This is a genomic window from Nitrosomonas sp. (assembly GCA_031316255.1).
Classification (GTDB): Bacteria; Pseudomonadota; Gammaproteobacteria; order Burkholderiales; family Nitrosomonadaceae; genus Nitrosomonas.
The window spans coordinates 583,217-609,087 of record JALDQW010000001.1 but is presented as its reverse complement, the minus strand read 5'-3'; the positions used below and the strand labels follow the sequence as shown (position 1 = coordinate 609,087).

Below are 25,871 nucleotides of genomic sequence, written 5' to 3'. Positions count from 1 at the left end.
CTTTTTATTCGGTAGAATTTTGAGATTCTGGAATCTCTTATTCAATTACATTCAATGTGCCGGGCAGATGAATGTTTTTCGGGTGCAGTTGACACCAAATGGTGAAAGCGCCGGCTTTATCGGCAACTAATGAAATGGTTTTGGTTTCGCCCGCTTTGATGACTTCCTGAATACCGTATTCATCGATTGCAAAGCCTTCGCTGATTGGCGATTTGTTTTCCACAACGATTTTTACTTTAGCGCCTTTGTGTACCGCAATCGTTTCCGGTTCGTTCAGAACATTAAATGCACGAATATCTTTTACCGTCACGCCTTCAATATTCAATTCAGGAATAGTGGTGTCATAAGCGTTGATGACAACTTTAAAGTTTTTCACGTCCGCCTGAACGGCACCGGTAGCAAGTAACAAACCTGCAACTAAGCCAATACTCAGCAATTTTGTTATTTTCATGTATCTTTTCCTTTAAAAAAACAGTTGCATAGAATTAATGTCAATTGTATCTGCCAGATGGTTGAGAAACGTTTTGAGACAGCCGGTACAAGGTAAAAACGGGTAACGAAGCGGAGTTTTGCATCGTAAATGAGCATTTTAACCTGTTTCTATCGCCGTAGCGGCAAGCATAAAGTTTCTAAACGCCCTGCTCAACACCACTGCAGTCAGAAAAAACACGGAATAAAAGATTAATTTTTCCCAAGGTTGTTTCCACTGACCGACCGGATTATAACACGCCGACCAGGCTGAATAGATAACTGCCAATCAGAATGGCAGGGTTAACGTTGCTGTTTGTTCGCAAAAAATGTGATCAGCAAGTTTGCTTTGTTGAATGACGGGGGGGAAACCTGTCTCAGGCTTCCGTGTTTTTCTGGCTAAAAGTTAAGTTGTAAAATTTAATAAACAAAAGTGGCCAACTTCATAGGCCCGGCCGCATTTGGGCTTGGCGCTGTTCCCAATGAGCGAATTATTTCAGTTCACTCATTGAGAACAGCCCCTAAGCCCCTGTTCATATTTTTTTATGAACAAGGAGCGTTGCTGCATCATAAAAACTGGCGGTTAACGCAGCAATATTTGTTCCGAAAACATTAACCAATAAAGTCGATGGTATTGATTAAACCGATTAACTGCACATCCTGACTGAAATTATCGAATAACTCGTTTTCAACGAGACTAATATTGGGTTGAGGGTCGGGATCACCAAAAACTGCAGGCTGTGGATCTGGGTCGTGCTTTAATAAGGAATTCGGTACGGACAATTCGATCGGTGACGGATCAGGTTGTGGTTCGGGCGGAAATGGTCCTTTAATTTCCGGCACCGGTATTTCTGGCAAACCAAATTTATAGATGTACATCAAATCCCAGTAGGCGTCTCTCAAACTTGTATCCGTTAAAGACTTTACTAATAAACTGCCAGCAACATTCTGAATTATTGACATGATTATTACTCCTAAAAAAATATTCGCACAGTGTGAAAAATAAAAATTACTCTCTGATTATTATTCAGGAAGTCAATTAAAAATGATGTGAGTATATTCACGTTGTATGTGAAATCTGTTAAAGATTGTTGTTGGTAGCAAATGGCCGGATAGCGTTAGCGCAAATCAGGAATACAGTCTCGCACAAAAGTTAAAAAATTCGATCAATAAGGTTAATTTTCGATCACGTAATGTGACGAAAAAATACCTGCCATCCGAAAACGATCACACCGTTATTGCACTATTTTGTCTAGAAACCAATGATAAGTTGATGTTCGGCTTCTGCATTTATCCCGGATGGCATAAGTTTCGTCCTCATTGCTTTTATTTCTGACTGAGCGCTGTGTTGTTGAACTTCAGAATTCCATTGATTTGCGTTGCTAGTGTCCTATTTGTCTTGTTCAAAGTTTTAATGCTACAACAACAAAATTCAAAATACGTGTAAATTTTTTACACAAATATATTGACGTGTGAAAATTACACACATATAATAGCTTTAAGATTACTGCAAAGTATTCTTGTTATTAAGAAACAAATAATTTTTTGTTTCATGTCATTTCTGATTGGACTTTTCTTCCTGGGTTGAACCAGTTACTGACACAACGCGATTTAATTGAAGTTGATTCAAAAATATAAGACAGGCCGATGCGTACTTTGCTTGTTAGCTAAATTAACTTACTGTTAGGAGAAATAAAATGAATTCACGTTCTGATGACAATGGCGGTCGCCACAGCGATGATGATGGAATCTTCCATGACATTAACGACGATAACGGTAGAAGCCGCAATGACGACAGCAGTTCTGGCTTCAGTGATGACAGTTTTTCTGGTAACCACAAAGCGTTTAAATTTGATATCACTGATGGTCAGGTAACGGCTGTTTACGAATTAAAAGACGGTTCATTAAAACCCAAATCGCTTGATGATAATGGCAGAAAAAACTATACAGTGGATGGTAATGATGTCATTCGTACTGAGACCAAGCCATTCGGTACTGAAATTACACGTTACTCCGATGCAAATGATGACGGCATCTATTTTCGGGTGTCCGAGCAATGGGAAGTTTCGCCCAGCTCATCGTCAAATGGCATTGTTCCTAAAATTACCGATACGATAAGTTTTAATTATACGGATGGTGATGATTTAATTGCTGTCCGCAGTGGAGAGCATTCCCATGGCGGGCACGGCGCAGATGATTTTATTTTCCGTGAAGCGGGGCATTTACATATTGATGACTTCAGTGCTCAACAAGGAGATTTGCTGGTATTTGATACCGGCCTCGGGTTGCAATCAAAAGAACATTTGGCAAGTTATGTTTCTCACGTGCATCATGACGGTGGCAACTTTATTATCAATTTTGGTTCGGATGTATCGATTACTCTGGTTGGCGTGCAACCGGGCGAGATCAGCTGGGATGATGTCAGCGTCTTAAGTTAATTGGTAATGTTAGTGAAGCAATCGGCATTTCTTCGATTAATTACCGATTCTTATTGTCGATAACGGTGGGTTCCATCTCAATCACAGTGATAGAAAAACCAGCCGATCATTAACTACTAATTCCCTCAAGTAAGTGTAAATCAACTTACTCTCTTTATGCCTATAAACTGTTTTGGTTTATAGGCATTTTTTTTCTGAATTGCTGCCATTCTTGAAGGACTGGGTGGCACTCAGTTCCAGTGGCAGAACTGGCTTATGTGCTTTATTTGATCCCATGGATGTTTTTGATGTGTGCAGTTTACGGCTTGTACGGATAACACGTTTTCCAGGAGCTGTTTATTCTTTTTTCGAGCGTAGAAATTTATCATGAACTTAAAGGTGTAGTCTTCATCCTGATTTTAGGGGTATCAATTTGCTTATTTTCACATATCAGAAGGTCGATTGTTTTCCCGAGATAATGGATGATATGATGTTTCATAAACGGTCGGGTTTATGCGTTGCAGCTATGCAAAGCCTGGCGCTTATTGTGTGATCCTCATTGAGCAAGGCAACAACAAAGATGAAAGAAAAAAAGAAGGAGCGTTCGGAGTTTGCGCGCTGGAGTTTCAAACATGCGTGTATATCCGCAACACTCGCAGCGTTGGCTGTTCTGGGATTTCGATTTGGGATTTTAAATTACCAAGTGGCACTGGTTATCCTGATCGGCGGAGCAGCGCTTGGTATGATGGCTGTGTTATCAGCCATTGTGAGCATTCTCGCTATAATTTCAGCAGTTGAGACTAAAGTGACCGGCGCACTCTTGGCAATCACAGGATTAATACTGGGCCTTGCCGTTGTGGCGCCTGTTTTTCAGACCATCCAGGCTGGATATAGTGTCCCGCGCATTCATGATATCACGACCGATCTGCAGAATCCGCCGGCTTTCAATGCGATTGCTGCGGTGCGCACAGCGGACCACAACCCGCTTGATCGGAAAACACCGGTTCAGCTTGCCGAACTTCAGCAGATTGGATATCCAGACCTTGGCCCGTTAATCATTGATAAGGATCCGGCCCAGGTTTTTGAGAATGCCGTCGCGCTCGCCAAGGAACGCGGCTGGGAAATTGTTGCCGCTACAGCGGAGAATGGCATTATCGAAGCAACCGACACGACCCGGTTTATGGGTTTTAAGGATGATGTTGTGATTCGCATCTCTTCCAGGGAAGGCAAATCAATCGTTGACATGCGTTCCGTTTCGCGTATCGGCATTAGCGATATGGGTGCCAACGCTGAACGTATCAAGATATTTTTGAATGACTTAAACGGCGTGTAGTAATTCTCTGTTTGGTGTTAAATCAAGTGTTTTGACGTGTAGGCGGGTAAAAGATAGTTATTGCTGCGAGAGTCCCCTCATTTGAGAAAACAATTTTGGGGACGATATTGCTGAGCGAGAGGGTGTTTGGCAGTAAGCTCAGGAAAACATTACCGATGAAATGATTCAAAAGTATATTGATGAGTTAGAAGGCGAATCGGTGGTTGTTCAGTAATGTGGGGAAATGCTGGTTTGAGCCTCTTTCTTTTCATCAACATCACCACGACAGAAGGAGAACAAGTATGCAAGGACGATCCAACACATTTGTAACCCTATCGACAATCTTAGGAATTCTGTGTGTATTCATGAATCCTGACGCGCAAAGCCGTACCGAAGTGGGCCCTATTGAATCAGTAGGATTCAAAGTTGGCACGGACTCAGAGACCGCCATTTCTGGAAAAAGCGGGATCAAACAACAGGCCACAATCACGAAGGTGAGTTCAAATACGTTTGCCATGCGCGGCCTGGAATGGAAAGAGGGAGGCGATCTTCCCTGTCGCATCCAGACCCTGTTGCGTTCCCTGAATGACGGGTCGGATACGCCAACAGGCTGGTATTGGCAGGAATGTCCCGGAGAGAACTGGGGCAATAAAAAAGAAGCATCGCTTGACAGCAACTCGCGATATTATGTCCGAGGGCTCGCGGTCTGTGACAGTAAGAATAAAGGCAACAATCGCATCAAAGGCATTAAAGTCTATGCAGCTAAAGTCTGGAAAACCAAGGAACAGATTGATCTCATTAAGTCTCCGGTAGCGGCCTCACACGCAAACTGTGGAACCTGGAAGCCAGCCGTGTACTGTCCGTCCGGATCAATTGCACATGGCGTCATCATCCATACTGAGTTGGAGACTGCACTTTTCGGAGGATCTGGTAAATCTGCGGTAGGATTCGCCTTGAAATGTGCTGAGGTTAGTTGGGAGCGGCACCCTGTGTCAGACTAGTTTTGTGCCGTTTTTTTCCTTAAACCGAACATTACGGTTGGGATGTTAAAGACTGTCCGGTATACAACATAAATAACACGCCACATAAAATGGCGGAAACAAAGCTCAGCAATGTACCAACAAAAATATATTCTGTGTATTTCCTGTCGTGTGCATCGCGCATATCGCCAAACCTGAAAATAGATTTGGCTGCAAGTAAAAAGCCGATAATATTCCAGTTTAGGGTAACTACGGCGCCGTAAATAATGAAGCGTTCAATAATGCCGATATAAGCGCCGGCGCCCACTAAAGACGCACTGGCGGCAATATCCGATAGATCCCACTTTAAAAATATCTTCTGAATAACAATAGAAGCCGGGAACGTTAAATAAATAATAAAAAGCAGGTGTGGATAGAAATAATCGTGCTCTGTTATCGATAGAAAGGCAATTGGCTGATAGTAGTGCGCAATTCCCACTAAAATTGCGATATGCAAGAGTTGGTCGACAAAAAACAGTAGTCTTTCATTATTTTTTGTCTGCAAAGTTAATTTTAATCCATCAATAATCGTATGCGAGACAAAAATTATCAGAGCGCCGTAAAAGTAATTTAAATCGGCCAAGATTGCCAATGTCAACAACCCGTGCAACAAGCCATGCAAATACAAATAGGGAGAGCGAAACCGCAGGTTCTGCTTATCCGCCAGCATTGTTCTCCATTGTAGAGTAAAGTCTACAATAAGGTGCACAATCAATAATTTAATTAATAATGTCATGTGTATTGCCTATGCGCTCAATGTGTTCATTACGCAGCATTAATCTTGCAATCCCATATATTGTGTTATTTTCTTCCTGAATAACCGTTCAAAAGCCAACAATTCTTCTTTATGCGCGCGCGACTGCCGATCGCTTACCGTGTTTTGTGCGATGTGCATTTTAGCGCCAAGTTCTTTTTGTGAAAGTGTTTTATGTAGTAACGAAACCCTTATAACCTCGGCATAATTTACCAGCCACTTGTCCATAAATGTCAACGCCAGCTTTAGCAGTAGATTAATTTCTTCATCAAACTCCGGCCAAGGCGATTTAATCGCCATAGTCATTTTTTGTTTTGCTAGAGACTCAAATGCTTCACCGGAATAAACAAAAGCTTCACCGTTTGATTCCGTTACTTGAGCCGCTGCGTAAGACTTCGTGCCGATGCCTATACCCATGCGCACGTCAATGCCTTTTACCGTTTTCAGGGTGGCTTTAATTAATAATGCCGCTTCCAACACTGTCTCGGCTGAGGCAATCTCGAGCTGAAAGCTATCGCCTCGGTAAATTTGCCAGTTTTGCGGTTCTTGCCCCAATTTGTCCAGTACGCTCTTTAGCCGCGTTAACCAGGCTTCTGTCGCTACTGTTTTGGAACTGATTACATCGCCGGTAATCACGGCTATCCTATCAAGCTCCATCGATTGTTGACCTTTCAATAATGAGTATTTACCTGTAAATAAATTATATATCGTATAAAATGGAGATATATGAGAATATCTCAAATATTAAAGATATTTGTTGTTAATCGCCAAAAAACTATTTTAGCGAATAAACGTTCCCTTTCGAGTGGCAAATTTAGCAATTTGTTTCATCTGTACGCATTGCCATGACACGCATAAGCGCAGCGAACCCGTCACAATATGAAATGGATGGCGTGCGGGACATGTTTTGCTACATGTCCCGATTGAACCGTTCACGGAGTTTTGTCAGGTATTTTTGGTGTGTGATTATCACCACTTCATCGTCTGATATGAGTCGGGTGTCTTCATGCGGCAGTAACAGTTCGTCTTGCCGGTAAATGCACATAATGCGGCATTCCTCGGGCAGATCCAACTGATTCATCGGTACTTCCAGTTCTTTTTGCACTACGAAAGAAAATACGCTTGCATCGCCTTTGATGATGGATGAAATCTCCAGGATGTTTCGTCCTTCAACCATGTCTGAAAGATAGCGTGCGATTGTTCTTGAGGGTACCACTATGCTTTCCAGTCCCAGTTCGATGGCGATATGATCGAATTCCGGGTCTTCCAGCTTGGTCACTGTTTTTTTAAATCCGAGTGACCGGGCGACCAGGCTGGCAATAATATTGGATTGGTCGTTGCTGGTGGAACAAAAAATGACGTCAGTATTTTCAGGGTCGATTTCTTTCAAAATATCCGGGCGTGTTCCGTCGCCATGAATAAAACCGCAGTCGAGTTGATCGGTCAGTTGTTCAATCTTTTCCTTGTTTATTTCGATCAAGATAATGTCATGGCCTTGTTTACTGAGATTGCGTGCAGTGGCTATTGCGACTGAACTTGCACCTACAAATGCTATTCTCATGCGCGAGATCTCCTGTTAACCCAGGTCAGTGGATAGGCTAGAACCAAGAAGGCGATGAATTCAAGGCGGCCGAGTAACATACACAGGCATAGTATCAGCTTTAGGTAATAGGGCAAATCCACACTGGTAATACCGCTGCTCAGGCCAACGGTGCCTGTGGCTGAGACAACCTCAAACAGAGCGGCAATGGGTTCGTGGCCGGCAAATAAAAACACAAGCCATGAAAAAATGATCGTAAAGAAAAAAAGCAAGATGACCAGCAGGGCTTTGCTGATTTCATCGATTTCAAGATTTTTTCCGGCAAGACGGGGTGCTATCACAGCATGCGGGGTGGTGGTTGCTTTCTGCAGCATATGATGAAGCGTTCTCCAGAATATTAAAATACGATAAAGCTTTACGCCCCCTGCGGTTGATCCCAGTGAGCCGCCCACAAACATGGCTATCATGAGGATTAACATGCCATGAGCACCGATAAGCGAGATATCAATGGTAGAAAAACCAGCCGTCGTTTGCGCAGAAATTGCCATCATCAGTGCATGATAAAGGGCTTCTGTGGCCTTTATGTGTGAATCATGCACTAAAACAATAAAAAGCAGTATGCTCGTAAACAGGACGAAATATGTGATCGCTCTGACTTGCGCATCTTGGAAAAACGCCCAAAAAGGATATCTCCGGATGCGAAAATATAACAGCAAGGGCAGTGCGCCAAAGACGCAACCCAGGATCACGCTGATGGAGACAAACGGGGAATCAAAGCCCGCCAGACTATTATCAAAATTGGAAAATCCACCTGTTGAAACCGCTGAAAATGCATGTGTGACCGCATTAAAAAAATTACCGCAGGCAATCCAGATCATGACTATGCATATGACTGTCAGCAAAACATAGACCATAAATATGCGCCGTGCATAAGGCAGTGTTGAACTGACAATATCTTCGTTTTCGTTCAGTTCGACCAGTTTTCTGAGATAAATGCCTGGCCTTAACAGCAGCGCAATGGTCAAAACGACGATGCCCAGCCCACCAATCCATTGCATATAGGAACGGGCGAACAGAAAAGTAAGCGGTTGTAGCTGTAGTTCGGTTGCAACAGAAAGGCCGGTCGTTGTAAAAGCGGATACGGCTTCAAACAAAGCATCTATAAAATCAAGACCGCTGCCCATCATGGGTATGGTCATGATCAAGGGCGTCAAAATAAAAATTAAACCGGTGATGACCAGGCCTTCGTTGTTTTGTATATTGGCGGTAGCGTTAATGCGTGAAAGCGGCAAGCCTGCGATCAGTAGAATAATTTCTGTGATTGCATATCGAACGGTAAAGTTGTATTCCATGAAATACAGTGATGCCGCAAGCGGTATAAGAGTCAGATACGCCAGAACAATCAATAATTGGCCCAGATATTTACCAATAATACTGAGCCTGACTGGTTTTTGCAGTATAGTTATATTATCGGTATGCAGCAAAATTGAAATCCTTCATATCTTTGTTTAATGCTAAAACGGCCAGAATATGTTTGAAATGGTAGCGTTTCAATTACGGTTAAGCATGTAGATGAACGTGTAAAGCGGGTAACCGGTTAAGCAAGTGTGCGCACTGATTTTTACACACACTTGTTGTAAAATACACCGCTCTGGTTTATTAGTTTGATCAAAACCGGATGCCACTGTTTTATCAAGCGTAATTGCATGCGTGCCTGTACGGACGAATGCTAAACGATATTCCAAATTCGACATAGCAGGGCGCCCTAAAAAATAAGCAAGGTTAAGACAAATATAACAATACTCGCGCCGGTTTTATTATCGACTTTCTACGATTGCTAAGGCTGTCATAGGTATCATAGTTGTAACAGCCGGTTAAAAAAATGAATTCCACTGTCCACGAGCAAAACCGTCTGTTACAAAACAAGTTAAACAATCTGATTAAGAAGGTAAGAGACAATGAAAGGAAACAGGCATTATACGAGACATTTGGTTTTGAAATCATTGGCGCCAATACACCAAAAGAATTAAGAGATCTTCTCCTGTCGGAATTCATCGCGCGCTTTCAGCTTATGGATGTTGTGCTGTGTCTCGTCGATCAGCATCAGGATGCCGAACGTCTTTTTTCTGAGCATGGCGACGAGGAGCGTTCGAATTATGCGCACAGGTTGCTGATTGTAGATCCTGTCAAGGATGCCGGGGTTGTCGATTCTTTAATCAAAGAGCCGCTGTTGGGGACGGAAGTCCTAAAAAAATACCAATGGATGGTGTCCAGTTTACAGACTAAAGCGCAAACTCGCAGCGCAGCCTATCTGCCGTTATTGAGAAGCGAACGAATTATCGGGGCGTTACTGCTTTTGAGTCATGATAGCAACCGTTTTCCTCAGGGCGTGGGTACGTTTTTTTTACAGAAATTATCGATGATGGCCGCGGTTGCCATAGAAAATTGCCTTAACCAGCAACGAATCAGGGAAATCAGCTATCAGGATGTGCTCACCCAGATCTATAACCGCCGGTATTTTGATTTACGCTTAAAAGATGAAATTGCACGCAGTCTGCGCTGGGATGATGATCTTGTCTGCATGTTCCTCGATGTGGATTATTTCAAGCGTATCAATGACCAGTATGGCCACCAAACCGGTGATCAGGTGTTGGTTTGCGTCGCTGATTTGATCAGAACACATGTGCGCGCCTGTGATATTGTGGCGCGTTATGGGGGTGAAGAGTTTGTCGTCGCGCTACCTGCAACGACGCTGCAGTTCGCTCATGAGATAGCCGAGCGCTTGCGTCAGACAGTTTTTACTATGACGCATCGCTTTCGAGACGAGCAGTTCCGGATTTCAATTTCGATCGGCATGGCCAACTTGAGAAACTTGCATGCATTGGTGCAACAGGATGGCCAGAAATACGAATTAATCGGTGCAGCGCTGTTGGGCAACGCGGACAAGGCGTTGTATCAGGCAAAAGCTGCGGGTAGAAACCGGATTGTAATTGATGGCGGCGATACCTAAAATACGTTTTCAATTCGATATTGCCGGATTCAATGGATGTGCCAGTGTACGCGGCAGGTGCACGTCAAATACAAGAGCGTAATCTTCATGCTTTATGAATCTGCGTCTGAGTTTCGCTGGCAGAACATTTCCGGTTTTCAACGAAAACCGGAAACATCGAGCCGTTATGACAATACCTGATCAGGTTTGTTTCAAGTCCACCAAGCTGCAAAATTGCTAGTGGGTTAAATGCTATGGCTTCCGTATTTGACAGCAGATATCAAAAGTGTTGGTGCTTGTTTTTAAAGTTGCCTTTGTTTCTGCGACAGTTTTGAAGTTCTGGAGAACCGTTTAAATTCGGGATTAAATTCCTGGCGCTTTCCGTAAGCGGCTACCGCACTTTTTCGTTTTTGATGCGTGGCCGTGGTCGATTTTTTCAAGCTTTTGGGGCGCTGATTGGGTTTGAAACTGGGTTCCAGGCCGGGGACAATATGAGAAGTAATCGAATGGCCCGTAAAGCGTTCAATACGTTTCAAATGGATGCCATCTTTATTGGTGGCAAAAGAAACGGCGATGCCGGCTGCACCTGCGCGGCCAGTTCGGCCGATACGGTGAACATAGTCTTCGGCAAATCTGGGCAAATCAAAGTTAATTACATGCGTGATATCGGAGATATCGATCCCGCGGGCGGCAACATCCGTTGCGACCAGAATGCGCAATCCGCCTTTTCTGAGTCTGGTCAGCGTACGATTGCGTTCGCGCTGATTCATGTCGCCGTGCAAAGCAGCAGCAGTGTGACCCCTGGCATACAGATTGTCTGCAAGGAGATCAGCATCACGCTTGGTTGCGGTAAAAACAATCGCTTGTTTGAGTGTTTCATCGCTTAACATATAATCGAGCAGTTTGTTTTTATGAGAAAGATTATCCACATAGTGCAGGCGCTGTTCAATGTTGTTGAGTCTTTCTTTCTGTGACGCAACCTGTATGCGCTTGGGTGATTTTAACAGTCGTGCGGCAACTTTCTCGATTGCCGCATTCAGCGTTGCAGAAAACATAACCGTTTGCTTGTTTTTTGGCGTGACGGATGCAATCCGTTCGACATCGGCAATAAAACCCATATCGAGCATTCTGTCCGCCTCATCCAGAACGAGCATCTGAAGGCGGGAAAAATTGATGTTGCCACGTTGAATATGATCAATAAGTCTACCGGGTGTGGCAACCAGTATATCGACTGGTCGCGACAATAATCTGTTTTGCAGCGCATATGGCATGCCGCCAAGAATGCTGACGATGTTCATGCGCGACAGATATTTGCCGTAGTTTTTTGCCGCATTTGATACTTGTTCAGCTAATTCACGCGTCGGTGTTAAAACCAGTACGCGCGGCCCGCGACCACTATTTTTGGAGGGTTCTGCCAGATGGTGCAGGGCGGGCAGCATAAACGCGGCCGTTTTTCCTGTGCCGGTTTGTGCGGATGCAATGACATCCGCTCCTGAAATGAGTTCCGGTATTGCGTTTTTTTGTACCGGTGTGGGCGCTGTGTAACCCGATTTTTGAATGGCTTTTAATATCAGAGGATGTAAATTGAGAGCTTCGAATGACACGTTAATTTCCTAAAATAGATGAAAAGAATGTACTTGTGGAACTATCGACAAAGACTAATTAATGAATGTGATGAGACAGCACATATCAAGCATTGCCACTAACCTTTGTCACTATAAAATACAGAAACATTCTTGAGAAAATAGTCGGAAATCCGAAGAGAGGTCAGGGGGTGATAAAAAAACAGGATTATTCCTTGAAAGTAGTACCTTACTTGATTGTGTATATTAACAGAAAATTCAAATAAATACTATTTAGACAAGAAATTATTCAAAATTGACCGGGTATTTTCTAATAACGAACAGTAATCATGATTCCATTTTTAGGCGGCAGGTCCAAAAGGCATGTGCATCTGGGGCGCTACCCATAGATTTTGTCGCTATAACAGTGCATCCAAAATTTCAAGAGTACGAGCCCGGTATGTATCTGAGAAAAGCATAGATTGCTGACATGAATAGATGAACATTGGATTGCGGATTTCTATTCGGATCGGTTATCCAGGTAGGATTCTCAGGGTTGGTCCGCTGCGATCATGGCATTGACAACAGCAGTCCATGTTTTGGCGATATTGTCGAGATTGTAGCCGCCACCGCCGAGCGCCAACACGCGGCCACCACAAAATTCATCAGCGATACGGCAGATGCTTGCTGTCACATGTTGATGTACGTGCTCAGTATACGCCAGATGTGTAATTGGGTCGCCTTTTATGCTGTCGGCACCGCATTGCACTAATATGAATTCGGGTTTTCCGGAACGTATAAATGCTTCAGCTTGAGGCCATAGTTGCATGAATAACTTATCGTCAGCACCGGGCGGCATCGGAATATTCAGCTTGGTGTCTTTGGCGTCGCCTTTCCCGGTCTCGGTTGTATTTCCGGTTCCCGGGTACAGAAAGTGCCCATCCTCGTGAAAATCAACAAAAATCAGATCGGGATCATTCTCAAAGCTGTAGAAAACGCCATCGCCATGGTGTGCATCAATATCGATATACGCAATTCTGTTAATGTTGTGTTTGTGACGCAAATATTCAATGGCAATACCGCAATCGTTGATGACACAAAATCCCGCTGCAATATGGCGTCGTGCATGATGCAGGCCGGCAATCGGTATGAATGCCCGGGTATGGTCATTATTGACTAAGCGGTCAATGGCGCTGCATACGGTGCCTGCAACCGTTAGAACTGCTTCATACATGCCGATAAAAGCCGGTGTGTCGCCCTGGTCAAGAAAACCGTTGCCATGTTTTGACATGATTTTGACTTTTTCGATGTACTCATGTCCATGAAACAATTCAAGAATTTCTCTCGTGGTCGAAACGGGTTTCAGGATGTCGACATCGCGATCAAGACCTTTCTCGTACAATGCTTCACTGAAAGCGTTATGGCGCAACGGGCCAAAAGGGTGATTGTTTCCGAATGCATAACGTGAAAGTTGTTCACCAAGATAAGCACAGCATGAATGTTCTGCTTTCATTGTCCAGGTGCCGCGGGTTAATTTTAATTGAATAATAATAGCAGAGTGGGCGACTCAATGTGAGTGTGTATGGGTTGACGCGGTTAGGGGCTTAAAGACATTTGCTTAAATGATAAGTCGTTGTCCTGCATGAAAGATCAAAGTGGATTAAGCGGGAATAATATGGCAGAAACTTCTACTTAAGCGAATTGCATATTCAATACGCAAGGTCATACGCTTAATTTAACGGCATGGAAAAAGCGGTGCGATTGTGCAGAGACCGATTAAAGCTCGATTCCCGAATGCTCGGTTGATCCGGATTGACTGATGCAAACTTCAAAACAGCACTGGAAACCGGTCAGTTTGATATTGAGTATGGGCATCACGCTGACGGCACAGTTGATTCCTAATAGCCTATGGCCTGTGCTGGTTAATACAGGGCGATTAAATATAACTTGTCTACATTGCTTTAACAAAAATTGTCATGATATCAAAGCGATTAATTGCGTCTAGGATTGCATCAGTAGTGGATTTAAAAAGTCCGTGATAGACGAGACTTTTACCCTCTCGCGTTTTTATTTTTATTTTACATTTCATAAGTTGGGAGCTGCTTTCTTGAATTGCTTGATGAGTTTTCATGGGCATTTTCCTGTATTGCGTATAAGTGCGTACTTGGGTTAAAACTTTAGGTGTGTCATCAATCAGAAACAAATACTTGTTTTGATGAATTATTGTATAAACTATTTGACTTCTGGGATGGCGCTACAAATAGGGTAAAAATGTCCTAATTCGTTTATTTGTGGACTGGGTTAGATCATGAGAAATGAAATTTGGTTGCCTTGTGCTATTGTATTCTACGTGCCAGTATGGACTATGTTTATGAAAAATAAGGAATATAGTTTCAGTCGATGTGAGTGGCATATTAGTGTGTGGCACTTCAGAGGTATAAAGCGGTCAGAGTATCAAAGCCAGCCGTTTTAGAAATTAACTGTATTGGCTATTGCATTAAAAATGAATTCATAATGCTTATTTATGATGTTTGACTTTGCTTTTCAGTTTGTTTCTTCGGGCAGATCGATTGTGCTTTAAGCCGTTTTTCCACGGCCTGTGAGAATGTTTCAAATTTTGCCAGTCAGGGATGTGGCAGAAGGCGATTGTTATGCGCATGGTATAATGCTGTCTTTAATTTTTTAACATTCTATAATTAATACTCTGAAATAGATAATGTTTTGTGGCCATAATGCATGGCTGCAAACATTGTTTCAGCAAGTCTGAATAAAATTTTCCCGCCAAGTTTAACGACTTGAAAAATTGGAATACTTTCTATTTTAGACCAATAGAATAAATATATTCTGGCTATTAAAATTGTTTATTTTTAGTTGGATTATTGTTAGAAAGCCTGATATTTTGATGCGTGTAATTATTTTTTGTGAGGAATTCAATGCTTATTGACAGATAAGCGGCGATTTAATTTTGTCTTATAAAACAGAAATATGGCTTTGTCATTCATTATGATTAATTTTGGTGGCAACTTCTCCTTAAGGCAATTTTTTAGAATGGAGAAAGAATGTTATGACACCCGTGTTACCATTTTTAAAAAAACAGATTTTCGCAGAACAGTTTGACGATGCACCTGAACATTTTCAGGTTTATACGGAACGCCAAATTGATAAGATTGAAGCATTGAATCGGTTATCTGAAGCGCAACGTTTTGAGATGAAGGTGGTTGCTCATGTTTTGCCTTTCAGAGTAAACAAGTACGTCGTAGATCACTTGATCAACTGGGAAGAAGTGCCCGATGATCCAATTTTTCAACTGGTATTTCCGCAGAAAGGAATGTTGTCGCAAAATGACTTCGAGCAAATGGCGACAATCTTGCGCAATTCCAGTGACCGCAGTGCTATTCTAAAAAAATCAAATGAAATCCGACAACGGTTGAACCCGCATCCTGCCGAACAGCAGTCACTGAATGTGCCTTATGAAGATAGCGAACCGATAGAAGGTATTCAACATAAATACCGTGAGACGGTCCTTTTTTTCCCAGGCCAGGGTCAGGTTTGCCATAGTTTTTGTAGTTTCTGTTTTCGTTGGGCGCAATTTATTGGCGACAAAAATTTGCGTTTTTCCAATAAGGAAGCGCAGAAATTGCACAGTTATCTGGGCAAGCATAAAAGTATCAGCGACCTGCTTATAACAGGCGGCGATCCAATGGTTATGAAAACCGATCATCTCGTTACCTATCTGGAACCATTGTTAAAACCAGCGCTGGATCATATTCAGACGATACGTATTGGCACCAAATCATTGAGTTTCTGGCCGCAGCGTTATGTCAATGACGAAGACTCGGATCAATTGCTATTGCTGCTGGAGAGAATGGTCAAAGCAGGCAAACATATTGCGATTATGGCGCATTTTAATCATTGGCGTGAAATGGCGACGCCAACTGTACACGAGGCAATAAGGCGCCTGCGCGCATCGGGTGTTGTTATTCGAACTCAATCCCCATTATTGAATCATATCAATAATGATCCCGATACTTGGGCGTATATGTGGCGTGAACAAGTACGTCTGGGCCTGGTGCCGTACTACATGTTTGTTGAACGTGATACGGGCGCGCGTCGTTATTTTGAGGTGCCGCTGGCACGCGCATGGCAAGTGTACCGTGAGGCATTGAAAGGGGTATCAGGGTTGGGTCGGACAGTGCGCGGTCCATCAATGAGTACAGGACCTGGAAAAATAGAAATACAGGGAATTACAGAAATCAATGGTGAGAAGGTGTTTGTATTGCGTTTTTTGCAGGCGCGAAATCCGGACTGGGTGCAGCATCCCTTTTTTGCTCGGTTCGATCCGGATGCGACCTGGCTGGATCAGTTGAAACCGGCATTTGGCGAAGAGGCTTTTTTCTTTCAGAACGAATATGACGCCATGCGGAAAAAACAAATCAGCCCCAGAGTCTATTGATTGTTGTGTTTGTTTCGACGGGCCATTGATAAAACCATATCACTTTATCTGCGAGTCGTCTGTTAATAAAAACGGCTGAATTTGAGTGCGGTTGAAAAGGGTTGTCTGCTCATTTGGTTATAATACTGTAATAGTAAACGATTAACATGGATATGATTTGTATATAATAAACGGTGACAAAAATCACAGAGTGTTCATTTCGCTATTTGATATTCTTGGTTGAATGAATACGGTATCGGTAAATAGCTATAATTCGGAAATGGCTGCCTTTGAGATGAGGCCGAGTCCAGGCAGTTGGTACGAATCAAACTGCTATCAGCAGCAGTTATTCGCTCAGCATAAATTTGTTTTTTGAGGTCGCCAGCGTTTGAAATAATGTATCCGGCATAATCATGTTTTATGTTTTAATCATTATCATTGTCGTAGCAGTAATTTACGGACCTTCCTACTGGGTTAAGCATACGCTCGAAAAATACAGCTATCCAGAGAATCGTTATCCCGGAACAGGAGCAGAACTTGCGCGCATTTTACTGGATTGGGCTAAGTTACAATCTGTTAAGGTTGAAGTGACCGAGCAGGGCGATCATTACGATCCTATTAATAAAGTGGTCAGGTTGACGCCTGAGAAATTTAATGGCAAGTCACTTACCGCCATTACCGTGGCGGCTCATGAAGTCGGTCATGCAATTCAGGATCGCGATGGTTATTTGCCTTTAAAGCTGCGTACGCGTTTGGTGCAAATTGCTGCGCCGGCAGAAAAGATTGGTGCTGCGATTTTAATGTTGGCGCCGTTGATCATGGTTGCAACACGCATGCCAGCGGCCGGGGTATTATTTTTTATTGGGGGATTATTGACGCTGGGCGCAACTACGTTGGTACATTTGGTTACACTGCCGATGGAAATGCATGCCAGTTTTGCACGTGCATTGCCCATGTTGGAAAAGGGCGGATACTTGATAAAAGGTGATGAACGACATGCGCGGAGAATTTTAAGCGCTGCTGCATGGACATATGTCTCAGCTTCATTGATGACGTTGTTGAACATTGGTCGCTGGTGGGCGATTCTGCGTAGATAAACCGGTTGGTCTGTTAAATAGCCTGAATAAGGTGTACTAAAGGTTTTTTAAACATTTATTGCGTTGAGAGGATTGGAAATGATGCATCATTGGTATAAACAGCGAATGGTTAATTCTGTCCGTGGTTTTACATTACTTGAATTGCTTGTGGTTATGGTTATTATTGGTCTGTTGGCAGCATATGTCGGGCCCAAGTATTTTTCACAGGTTGGCAAATCTGAAATCAAAATGGCTCAGGCACAAATAGATGCCTTGGAGAAGGCGTTGCACCAGTATCGTCTGGATGTCGGAAGTTATCCTGCGACTGAGAACGGACTTGCTGCCTTGGTGGTGCAGCCCAATAATGAACCCAGATGGCAAGGCCCTTATTTGTCAAGAACACCACCGGATGATCCTTGGGGCCGCCCCTATGTTTATAAATATCCGGGCGAGAATAATGAATTTGATCTGTTCTCCATGGGCAGGGATGGTCAAATTGGCGGTGAAGGAGAAGCGGCTGATATCACGAACTGGTAAGCAGATTGATTGAACTATGCGCTATGAAGTAAAAGCTGTCATTTCCGGGCAGGGAGCAGTAAACCTTGAACTGGAAGCGAACAGTGAAGAGGAAGCGCGTCGCCAGGTAATCGACCGGGGCGGCATGGTGCTGAGCGTAAAACGCAGTTTTACCGGGTTTTCATTTAAATCAACAACGCGTTTTCCTTTGGTTCATTTCAGTCAGGAGTTGTTGTCACTGCTTACGGCGGGATTGAGTCTTGTGGAATGTCTGGAAACATTGGTTGATAAAGAACAGGATGCGAACAATAGAAAAACCATTCATGATTTGCTCGCACGTCTTTACGAAGGAATAACTTTTTCACAAGCTTTGGAAGCGCACCCTCAGGCATTTCCAATGTTGTATATTGCAACGATTCGTGCGAGTGAACGAACCGGTGATCTCGCAGAAGCATTAACCCGTTTTGTGACCTATCAGACACAAATGGATTTTGTCCGTAAAAAACTGGTTGGTGCTTCTATCTATCCCGTGTTGTTACTGGTTGTAGGGTTATTGGTGTCACTTTTCCTGCTGGTTTTTGTGGTGCCAAAATTCAGTGCAATCTATGACGATATGGGGTCTGATTTGCCCTGGTTGTCTGTGTTACTCATAGAATGGGGCCATTTTGTTCAAGAGCGTGGCTGGGAACTGGCTGTCTTTGCCATTTTGTTTCTGGGCGTTTTCGGTTATGCTGTCAGTCGTCCAGCGTTTCGTACCTACGTGATGCAACTATTGTGGCGAATTCCAGCTATTGGTGAGCATATGCGTGTTTATCAATTAGCCCGTTTTTACAAGACATTGGGCATGTTGCTGCGAGGCGGCATTCCGATTACGCAAGCACTCGAAATGGTGAGTGGACTATTGCAATCACATTTCATGCCCAGAATTGAAGCTGCGGCGAAGCGTATTCGCGAAGGACAGACGATTTCCAGTGCGATGGAAACTGAAGGATTGACAACCGCGGTGGGTAATCGCATGTTAAGAGTCGGCGAGCGGACAGGGCTCATGGGAGATATGATGGAGCGCATCGGTAATTTTCACGATGAAGAAATTGCGCGTTGGGTTGAATGGACGACGAAACTAATTGAACCAATTCTAATGGCGGTTATAGGCATTGTTATTGGCGGCATTATTATTTTGATGTATATGCCTATTTTTGAGCTGGCCGGTAGTATCAATTGATCGAACCACCCATGCAATCTGAAGAAAAACAATCATTGGATCTCCAGTATCTCGGTCATCTGCGGATGGAAGCGCTCAAGCAGGGTATTTCGGTCATCGAGATGCTGGAAGAGAATAACGGATACTCACCTCGGGAACTGATACAGGAGCTGGGACGTTTACTGCATATTCCCGCGCTGGAAATGAAAATAATCCATGAGCTGGAACCGGCATTTGAAATATTGCCTTTTGCCGAAGCCGTGCGCAATGAGTGCGTATTGTTCAGGGGCGAGAGCAATAATTTTTTACTGGTCGTCAGCGATCCATTTTCATCCAAATTACGGCAATGGGCTGAAGAGCGTTTTGAGATGCGTGTCGAATGGCGCCTGGTTCACCCTGCTGATTTGACAGCTTTCTTTACCCAGCAGGAAAAAACGATGCGGGCAATGGATCATGTGTTGCCTGATCAGAATCTGGATGTAATCCAGAACAGTATCGAGGATCTGTCCTTAAAGACGATCAATGAAGGCACCAGTCAGGTGGTCCGGCTCGTTCATTCTACGCTTTATGATGCGCATAAATCGCAAGCCAGCGATATCCATCTGGAAATGGTAATCGGTGCGTTGTCGATTAAATACCGCATAGATGGTGTCCTGATGTCCATAGGCGTTATTAAGGGCGCCGAACTGGCCGAACAGGTCATTTCCAGGATCAAGGTTATGTCCGAGCTGGATATTGCGGAACGGCGCGTGCCGCAGGATGGCCGTTTCAAGGTTTCAATCCAGGGGCGGGAAGTTGATTTCCGGGTATCCATAATGCCGAGTATTTTTGGTGAGGATGCGGTTTTACGTATTCTGGATCGACAAGCCTTGTCAGACCATGTGGAAGGGCTGACGCTCAATCATTTGGGGTTCAGTCAGACGGATATCGCTACGTTACGCCGCCTGAGTTCGGAACCCTATGGCATGTTGCTGGTAACGGGGCCGACAGGCAGCGGTAAAACAACTTCGCTTTATGCTGCGATTTCGGAGGTCAACAAAGGTAGCGATAAGATTATTACCATTGAGGACCCGATAGAGTATCAACTGTCAGGCGTTTTGCAGATTCCTGTAAATGAAAAAAAGGGACTGACCTTTGCGCGCGGTCTGCGGTCAATTCTGAGGCATGATCCGGATAAAATCATGGTCGGTGAGATTCGTGATGCTGAGACCGCACAAATAGCAATCCAGGCTGCGTTAACCGGACATCTGGTGTTTACCACGGTGCATGCCAACAATGTCTTTGATGTGATCGGGCGTTTCTCGCATATGGGCGTGGATCCTTATAGTTTTGTTTCTGCCTTGAATGGTATTGCGGCGCAAAGGCTGGTGCGTTTGTTATGTCCGCATTGTACCGTGGATGAAAGTCCGACAGATGAACTCATCAGTGAATCGGGCATTGATCCTGAAGCGGCAGGCAGTTATGTGTTCCGGGTTGGAAAAGGCTGCGGTCAATGTCGTGGCAGCGGTTATCGTGGGCGTAATGCCATCTCGGAAATATTGATATTGAATGATGAAATTCGTGAGCTGATTGTCGCACAGGCGTCTATACGCAAGATTAAAGAAGCCGCCAGAAATAACGGCACAAAATTTTTGCGTGAAGCAGCTTTGGATATGGTTAGAAATGGATCAACCAGTTTGGAGGAAGCCAATCGTGTCACCATTGTGGCGTGATCATTTTGAAGTATATTTATCGCCGGGACGGGTTGATCTGGTTCGTACAAAACGTGGACTGAAACCGGTCAGTCTGCCTGTTGTGACTGAATTTTTTCAAGATAATCAGGATGCCCATCCTGCCTGGTTGCTGCCAGTCCAGCAACTTGAACACATGCTCGCGGAGGATGCTGCGGGGGCAGGAATGACTGTAACGCTTTCAAATCACTTTGTCCGGTATGTAACGCTGCCGCCACAGGCTGAAATCACATCACCCGATGAAGTGCTAGGCTATGCAGATTTCCGCATGCGTGAAATTTACGGTTCGCGGGTTGATCATTGGATACTCAGTATCAGTGCATGGAGTCCGGTACATGGCGCAATCTGCGCGGCAATCTCAAAAGAATTACTGACCAGGCTGGAGGAAGTGACAACGAGTCGTCATATCAAGCTCAAAGGCATTGAACCGTATCTGACCGCCGTTCTGGACAGATGGATCAAATCACTGAACACTCAAAAATCGTTTGTGGCATTGGTGGAAACAGGGCGTATTTGTGTTGCACTGATGGAAGATGGAATCTGGCAGAGTATTCGCAATCAGCGTGTTTTGCATGATGTAATGGAAGAATTATGGGCGGCACTTGATCAGGAGGCGGTTTTGTCCGGTAACAAGGCGTCTAATGAACAGGTTTTTCTGTTCGCGCCTGAACATCCGGAATTGACATTGCCTGACAAGAGCGGTTGGCACATTGTACAACTGCAAACGGAGAAAATATCCGTTCCGGCACATTATCCTGCGACGGTCTCAGAGAATGCGAAGGAGGATGCATGTCCCGTCTGAAGTTGGTATTTCCCTATAGTGGTCAGCAGGTTAGGAGTATTGATATCGCGCTGCTGTTTTTCGGCCTGATTGTTCTACTCGCAGTTTTTTATCAGTTCAGGCAGATTACTGAAGAGTCCGGTTTTTGGAGCGTTCGTGTCGAACGGCTGGAGCAGCAACAGCCCAGAACGACAGTGACCACGCGAACACGCGCGGCATCGCGAACGCGGGAATTCAGTCAGGAAATCGGCAAGGAATTACAAAAAGCGAATGCCATTATGGATCAAATCAATCTGCCTTGGGAACCGTTGTTTGATTCCATAGAACATATTATTACTGAAGATGTCGCCTTGCTGGCATTGCAGCCGAATGTAACAAACCGCACCCTGCGCATCAGTGGAGAAGCACGAAATATGGGAGTGTTGCTTGATTTTATAGAAGCGATGGAGCGCGAAGTTATTTTTGAGAAAGCGCATCTTGTCAATTACAAAATTAGGCAGGACAATCCGCATCGTCCTGTTGATTTTCTTTTAACAACCGTATGGAACGCAAAATACTGAAGCACGATTCGATTCAAATCCATGGCAACCGTTTGATGCAGCAATTGCGCTGGCAAGCGGCGCGCCTTGGAAATATGGGCAAGATTGGCGTGGGCCTGGTGGTAGTGGCTGGTATTTTTTTTCTCGGTGCTGTCTTGCCGGAAAAATCGGAACTGGAAACACTCAAGGAGCGTGCGGAACGCCTGGCGTTGGAAGCAAAATCAGGCGCGTCCGGTAGTGAAGGAGTTGTTGAGAAGAAATTAACCAATGATCAGGCATTGCAGGCATTTTATGAGTTTTTCCCGTCTTTTGATTCATCTCCGTTCTGGATTCGTGAGTTGGTGCGTATTGCTCATAAACAGGGTGTTGAGATCAATAGCAGTGATTTTCGGCTGACATTTGAACGGGATTGGCGTTTGTCCCGGTACGAAGTGATTTTACCAGTCAGGGGGCGCTATTCCCAAATTCGCGCATTTATGGCTGAAACGCTGGAAGTCATCCCTGCTCTGGCGATCACGGGTTTTGCCATAAAGCGTGACAACGTGCAATCCACTCAACTGGATGTGCGTTTTGAAATGAGTCTTTATCTGAATGAGTGAGCGGAATGGATCCGGCTGAGAAGAAGCGTAAGATGATCATCGGTATAGCGTTGGCGGCGACATTGATTGCTGTGGTCATGGTTGAAGACGAAGAAGAGATGATTATCGATCCTGTGCAACCTGTGGAATCGAAAAAAACAACGCGTTCGCCCTCGATACGATTGAATACGCAAGAAGTCAGGAATGACTATCTCGATATCGAAAAGCTTGGACAAAGAAAATTCGACCCACGCGCCGGAGAACTTTTTGCGTCAACTTCATGGGTGCCGAAGCGCCCTCCAATTACTCCGCAGCAGCAGGCGATCATGGAACAGCAGCGCGCCCAGGTGAAGCAGGCTCCACCGCCTGCACCTACACCGCCGCCATTGCAGTTTAAATATATTGGTAAGGCGATTGAAGGTAACAAAACCTGGGTTTTTCTGGCGCAAAATGATGAGAATTTTATTGCCGGAATTGGTGAAAAAATCGATGAACAGTATCGGCTGGATACCATCAATGATGAATCTGTTACGCTGACTTATTTGCCGCTGAATGCCAAGCAAACTCTTCCTATTAATGATGATAAGCAAACAGGGACTTTCCGATGAGAAATAAAAAATGCGCTGTTTTATTATTAATCCTGGCGTTAATACTTAATGGATGCGCAATTAACAATAAGACTTTCGGTACCCGCAACAAGGCGTTTGAAGAAGGTCAGCAATTGATTCAAAGCGGTCAGTTGGAATTAGGATTAATGCGCCTGGAGCAGGCGGCTGAAGAAGAACCAAATAATAAGGAAATACGTGCTGTGCTTTCGCGTCAACGTGATGCCGTACTCGGTCGGCTGCTCACTGATGCAAATAATACACGTTTGTCGGGCGATCTTGATTTGGCCGAAGAACAATACTATCGAATACTGGATTTGTTTGCCCATAACGAAAGAGCACAGATGGGTTTGGATGAAATTGATAAAGCGCGTCATCACCTGGCCTCTGTCGAATATGCACAGCAATTGCTGGCGCTCAACGATCTGGAGGGCGCTGAAAACGCTGTCAGAGCAGTATTGCAGGAAAATCCGATGCAACCGCAGGCGCGGGAATTTCTCAAAGAGCTGAATAAACGCATTACGCGCGCCGAGAGTATGGACTTGACGCTGGATACGGCATTTAAAAAACCATTGTCGATGGAATTCAAGGACACTGAGCTTAAATCGGTATTCGAAATTATGTCACGAACGGCCGGGGTCAATTTTGTATTTGACAAGGATGTCCGGCAGGAAGCCAAAGTATCGGTATTTGTGCGAGACAATACCGTCGAGGATATACTGAAGCTGTTGCTGATGACCAATCAGCTGGCGTATACCCGATTGAACGAGAACTCCTTGTTGATTTATCCGAATACGCCAGCCAAGCAAAAGGAATACCAGGAACTGATTGTGCGCAGTTTCCAGGTTGCATATACCGATGTGAAACAAATGGTGGCAATGGTCAGGGGGTTGGTTAAAGCCAAGGATATTTATGTCAATGAACAACTCAATCTTTTTATCATGCGCGATACCCTGGAAGCGATTCGTGTCGTAGAGAAACTGGTGTCGCTCAATGATCTGCCGGAACCTGAGGTGATGCTTGAAGTGGTTATTCTGGATGTGACCCGTGACAATTCATTTAAGCTTGGTCCAAACATTCCACAACAAACGACGTTTAGTTTTGTTCCAGGTGTGGGTACAGCAGCAACTGCTGCTGCCGGAGCTGTTAAGCTGAGTGAAATTAATACGGTTCTCGATCAACGAGGATTTCCGAATCTCAGAAATTTTGTGGTGAATAATCAGGTTGTAATCGATTTCGCGCAAGGCCTGACCAATGCGGATATCCTTGCAAATCCCCGTATTCGTGTAAAGAATCGTGAGGCGGCCAAAATCCATATTGGTTCAAGACAGCCTGTTTTTTCAGCCAGTGTCGCCGGCGGTGGGATTAGCAATGTGGTTACTTCTACGCCTACATTTATTGATATCGGTGTGAAGCTGGATATAGAACCGGTTATTGGTCTGAACAATGATGTAACCATGAAAGTCCAGCTTGAAGTGAGCAATCTGAATGGGTTTGAATCAGGACCTGGCGGTGCTAGGGCTCCGATTATTTCTACAGCAAATGCAGAAACATTGCTGACATTGAAGGACGGTGAAACACAAGTGTTGGCCGGGTTGCTTGATGATCGTGCATCTAACACAGTAAGTGGTCTTGCAGGCTTGATTAACATCCCAGGGCTGGATCGATTGACTTCAAACCAAACTATTAAGCGTGAAAAACAGGAAATTGTGCTGTTGATAACGCCACGTGTTGTCCGCAATATTACACACATGACAAATCTGGAAAGCGAATTCCATTTCGGCACGTCCAATGAGGCCGGTAAACTGCCGGTCAGGATACGCAAGACTTCACCCGGGGCGCTCGCAATGGCGCCGGTGGGTGGAGGCGGTAGAGGCGGTGCATCGTCTGTATTAAGCAGAGGTGCGCAGGCGCTTGCAGGAGACAGATCGCAAGTTTCTCCCAATCCATTTGCACAGCAGACTGCGGTTAACGCCGAAGGTGAACCAACATTAACGATTCAGGCTCCAAGTAATATTACTTTCGACAAGGAGTTTTCTGTGCGCGTCAGAATGGTGGGCGCCAGAGCTTCGGTCTCTGCTGAAGCGCAGGTCAGTTACGAAACGGATATGCTTGAGTTGCTCAACGGTGATGGAAACAGCGGTACCCATACCGTGAAGTTTGGCAAGGATGTGCCTACCGGAATGGCCGCGCAATTACGGTTTAAAGTAGTTACGCCAAATGCCGGTGAAACGGAGATCAGCGTTCAAAGCGCGACAGGTGAAGATACGGAGAGTGGGGAATCGGTCGAGATCGCATTGCCATCACCTGCAAGTATCAAAGTTCAGTAACGTGCCGGTAAATATGAGGTTT

At 44.5% G+C, this 25,871-nt stretch carries 23 protein-coding genes; 14 read left to right on the top strand and 9 right to left on the bottom strand.

From position 1 onward, the window contains the following. Positions 1-37: 37 nt before the first annotated feature. Together MRK00_02855 and MRK00_02850 are read right to left on the bottom strand one after the other, a co-directional pair. Positions 38-451 carry a nitrosocyanin gene (locus tag MRK00_02855; GenBank protein MDR4516320.1) on the bottom strand — a complete coding sequence of 138 codons (414 nt, stop codon included), beginning with the start codon at positions 449-451 and terminating at the stop codon, positions 38-40. 629 nt (positions 452-1,080) lie between these two features. Next, a complete protein-coding gene (locus MRK00_02850; protein ID MDR4516319.1) occupies positions 1,081-1,431 on the bottom strand; it encodes a hypothetical protein in 351 nt (116 codons plus the stop codon). A gap of 734 nt (positions 1,432-2,165) precedes the next feature. On the opposite strand from MRK00_02850, the gene MRK00_02845 reads away from it, so the two are divergent. From MRK00_02845 to MRK00_02835, 3 genes are all read left to right on the top strand, one after another. Then, positions 2,166-2,906, top strand: coding sequence for a hypothetical protein (locus tag MRK00_02845; protein ID MDR4516318.1), 741 nt, complete (start codon positions 2,166-2,168; stop codon positions 2,904-2,906). A 559-nt stretch (positions 2,907-3,465) separates the two neighbouring features. Further along, positions 3,466-4,218, top strand: coding sequence for a DUF1499 domain-containing protein (locus MRK00_02840; protein MDR4516317.1), 753 nt, complete (start codon positions 3,466-3,468; stop codon positions 4,216-4,218). A gap of 281 nt (positions 4,219-4,499) precedes the next feature. Next, entirely contained in the window at positions 4,500-5,198 is a 699-nt protein-coding gene (locus tag MRK00_02835; protein ID MDR4516316.1) for a hypothetical protein, read from the top strand. A gap of 31 nt (positions 5,199-5,229) precedes the next feature. Here the strand turns inward: MRK00_02835 and MRK00_02830 are convergent, their stop codons facing one another. From MRK00_02830 to MRK00_02815, 4 genes are all read right to left on the bottom strand, one after another. Beyond that, a complete protein-coding gene (locus MRK00_02830; GenBank protein MDR4516315.1) occupies positions 5,230-5,952 on the bottom strand; it encodes a DUF3307 domain-containing protein in 723 nt (240 codons plus the stop codon). 39 nt (positions 5,953-5,991) lie between these two features. Continuing rightward, entirely contained in the window at positions 5,992-6,627 is a 636-nt protein-coding gene (locus tag MRK00_02825; protein ID MDR4516314.1) for a SatD family protein, read from the bottom strand. Between the two features lie 253 nt (positions 6,628-6,880). After that, a complete protein-coding gene (locus tag MRK00_02820) occupies positions 6,881-7,531 on the bottom strand; it encodes a TrkA family potassium uptake protein (protein ID MDR4516313.1) in 651 nt (216 codons plus the stop codon). Next, positions 7,528-8,994, bottom strand: a complete 1,467-nt coding sequence (locus tag MRK00_02815; protein MDR4516312.1) for a TrkH family potassium uptake protein — start codon at positions 8,992-8,994, stop codon at positions 7,528-7,530. The genes MRK00_02820 and MRK00_02815 overlap by 4 nt, the downstream gene beginning before the upstream one ends. 398 nt (positions 8,995-9,392) lie before the next feature. Here MRK00_02815 and MRK00_02810 point away from each other — a divergent pair, with 398 nt between their 5' ends. Continuing rightward, positions 9,393-10,520 carry a GGDEF domain-containing protein gene (locus MRK00_02810; GenBank protein MDR4516311.1) on the top strand — a complete coding sequence of 376 codons (1,128 nt, stop codon included), beginning with the start codon at positions 9,393-9,395 and terminating at the stop codon, positions 10,518-10,520. A gap of 281 nt (positions 10,521-10,801) precedes the next feature. On the opposite strand, the gene MRK00_02805 is transcribed toward MRK00_02810, so the two are convergent. The 3 genes from MRK00_02805 to MRK00_02795 all read right to left on the bottom strand — a co-directional run bounded on the left by MRK00_02805 (position 10,802) and on the right by MRK00_02795 (position 14,192). Then, positions 10,802-12,103, bottom strand: a complete 1,302-nt coding sequence (locus MRK00_02805; GenBank protein MDR4516310.1) for a DEAD/DEAH box helicase — start codon at positions 12,101-12,103, stop codon at positions 10,802-10,804. Positions 12,104-12,611: 508 nt separating this feature from the next. Continuing rightward, on the bottom strand, positions 12,612-13,574 hold the full coding sequence (locus MRK00_02800; GenBank protein ID MDR4516309.1) for an acetoin utilization protein AcuC: 963 nt from the start codon (positions 13,572-13,574) through the stop codon (positions 12,612-12,614). Between the two features lie 438 nt (positions 13,575-14,012). Next, positions 14,013-14,192, bottom strand: coding sequence for a hypothetical protein (locus MRK00_02795; protein MDR4516308.1), 180 nt, complete (start codon positions 14,190-14,192; stop codon positions 14,013-14,015). A gap of 933 nt (positions 14,193-15,125) precedes the next feature. Here MRK00_02795 and MRK00_02790 point away from each other — a divergent pair. The 10 genes from MRK00_02790 (at position 15,126) to MRK00_02745 (ending at position 25,849) form a co-directional block, all read left to right on the top strand. Beyond that, positions 15,126-16,514, top strand: a complete 1,389-nt coding sequence (locus MRK00_02790) for a lysine 2,3-aminomutase (protein ID MDR4516307.1) — start codon at positions 15,126-15,128, stop codon at positions 16,512-16,514. Between the two features lie 392 nt (positions 16,515-16,906). Continuing rightward, positions 16,907-17,590, top strand: coding sequence for a zinc metallopeptidase (locus MRK00_02785; protein MDR4516306.1), 684 nt, complete (start codon positions 16,907-16,909; stop codon positions 17,588-17,590). A gap of 81 nt (positions 17,591-17,671) precedes the next feature. Next, the gene (gene gspG, locus MRK00_02780) at positions 17,672-18,106 is read left to right on the top strand and encodes a type II secretion system major pseudopilin GspG (GenBank protein MDR4516305.1); all 435 of its coding nucleotides are present in this window, start codon (positions 17,672-17,674) and stop codon (positions 18,104-18,106) included. Positions 18,107-18,122: 16 nt separating this feature from the next. Next, complete coding sequence (locus MRK00_02775) at positions 18,123-19,307, top strand: type II secretion system F family protein (GenBank protein MDR4516304.1); 1,185 nt, start codon at positions 18,123-18,125, stop codon at positions 19,305-19,307. Between the two features lie 11 nt (positions 19,308-19,318). Continuing rightward, positions 19,319-20,998 carry a GspE/PulE family protein gene (locus MRK00_02770; GenBank protein MDR4516303.1) on the top strand — a complete coding sequence of 560 codons (1,680 nt, stop codon included), beginning with the start codon at positions 19,319-19,321 and terminating at the stop codon, positions 20,996-20,998. Continuing rightward, positions 20,979-21,818, top strand: coding sequence for a hypothetical protein (locus MRK00_02765; protein MDR4516302.1), 840 nt, complete (start codon positions 20,979-20,981; stop codon positions 21,816-21,818). Before MRK00_02770 ends, MRK00_02765 begins: the two co-directional genes overlap by 20 nt. Continuing rightward, complete coding sequence (locus MRK00_02760; GenBank protein ID MDR4516301.1) at positions 21,806-22,357, top strand: PilN domain-containing protein; 552 nt, start codon at positions 21,806-21,808, stop codon at positions 22,355-22,357. The genes MRK00_02765 and MRK00_02760 overlap by 13 nt, the downstream gene beginning before the upstream one ends. Further along, complete coding sequence (locus tag MRK00_02755; GenBank protein ID MDR4516300.1) at positions 22,339-22,935, top strand: hypothetical protein; 597 nt, start codon at positions 22,339-22,341, stop codon at positions 22,933-22,935. The genes MRK00_02760 and MRK00_02755 overlap by 19 nt, the downstream gene beginning before the upstream one ends. Before the next feature lie 5 nt (positions 22,936-22,940). Next, positions 22,941-23,522, top strand: a complete 582-nt coding sequence (locus MRK00_02750; GenBank protein MDR4516299.1) for a hypothetical protein — start codon at positions 22,941-22,943, stop codon at positions 23,520-23,522. After that, the gene (locus tag MRK00_02745) at positions 23,519-25,849 is read left to right on the top strand and encodes a secretin and TonB N-terminal domain-containing protein (GenBank protein MDR4516298.1); all 2,331 of its coding nucleotides are present in this window, start codon (positions 23,519-23,521) and stop codon (positions 25,847-25,849) included. The genes MRK00_02750 and MRK00_02745 overlap by 4 nt, the downstream gene beginning before the upstream one ends. The last annotated feature ends 22 nt before the right edge of the window (positions 25,850-25,871 follow it).

Coding starts and splice junctions, on each gene's coding strand:
- MRK00_02855 (MDR4516320.1), bottom strand. CDS start 451: ATGAAAATAACAAAATTGCTGAGTATTGGCTTAGTTGCAGGTTTGTTA.
- MRK00_02850 (MDR4516319.1), bottom strand. CDS start 1,431: ATGTCAATAATTCAGAATGTTGCTGGCAGTTTATTAGTAAAGTCTTTA.
- MRK00_02845 (MDR4516318.1), top strand. CDS start 2,166: ATGAATTCACGTTCTGATGACAATGGCGGTCGCCACAGCGATGATGAT.
- MRK00_02840 (MDR4516317.1), top strand. CDS start 3,466: ATGAAAGAAAAAAAGAAGGAGCGTTCGGAGTTTGCGCGCTGGAGTTTC.
- MRK00_02835 (MDR4516316.1), top strand. CDS start 4,500: ATGCAAGGACGATCCAACACATTTGTAACCCTATCGACAATCTTAGGA.
- MRK00_02830 (MDR4516315.1), bottom strand. CDS start 5,952: ATGACATTATTAATTAAATTATTGATTGTGCACCTTATTGTAGACTTT.
- MRK00_02825 (MDR4516314.1), bottom strand. CDS start 6,627: ATGGAGCTTGATAGGATAGCCGTGATTACCGGCGATGTAATCAGTTCC.
- MRK00_02820 (MDR4516313.1), bottom strand. CDS start 7,531: ATGAGAATAGCATTTGTAGGTGCAAGTTCAGTCGCAATAGCCACTGCA.
- MRK00_02810 (MDR4516311.1), top strand. CDS start 9,393: ATGAATTCCACTGTCCACGAGCAAAACCGTCTGTTACAAAACAAGTTA.
- MRK00_02800 (MDR4516309.1), bottom strand. CDS start 13,574: ATGAAAGCAGAACATTCATGCTGTGCTTATCTTGGTGAACAACTTTCA.
- MRK00_02795 (MDR4516308.1), bottom strand. CDS start 14,192: ATGAAAACTCATCAAGCAATTCAAGAAAGCAGCTCCCAACTTATGAAA.
- MRK00_02790 (MDR4516307.1), top strand. CDS start 15,126: ATGACACCCGTGTTACCATTTTTAAAAAAACAGATTTTCGCAGAACAG.
- MRK00_02785 (MDR4516306.1), top strand. CDS start 16,907: ATGTTTTATGTTTTAATCATTATCATTGTCGTAGCAGTAATTTACGGA.
- gspG (MDR4516305.1), top strand. CDS start 17,672: ATGCATCATTGGTATAAACAGCGAATGGTTAATTCTGTCCGTGGTTTT.
- MRK00_02775 (MDR4516304.1), top strand. CDS start 18,123: ATGCGCTATGAAGTAAAAGCTGTCATTTCCGGGCAGGGAGCAGTAAAC.
- MRK00_02770 (MDR4516303.1), top strand. CDS start 19,319: ATGCAATCTGAAGAAAAACAATCATTGGATCTCCAGTATCTCGGTCAT.
- MRK00_02760 (MDR4516301.1), top strand. CDS start 21,806: ATGTCCCGTCTGAAGTTGGTATTTCCCTATAGTGGTCAGCAGGTTAGG.
- MRK00_02755 (MDR4516300.1), top strand. CDS start 22,339: ATGGAACGCAAAATACTGAAGCACGATTCGATTCAAATCCATGGCAAC.
- MRK00_02750 (MDR4516299.1), top strand. CDS start 22,941: ATGGATCCGGCTGAGAAGAAGCGTAAGATGATCATCGGTATAGCGTTG.
- MRK00_02745 (MDR4516298.1), top strand. CDS start 23,519: ATGAGAAATAAAAAATGCGCTGTTTTATTATTAATCCTGGCGTTAATA.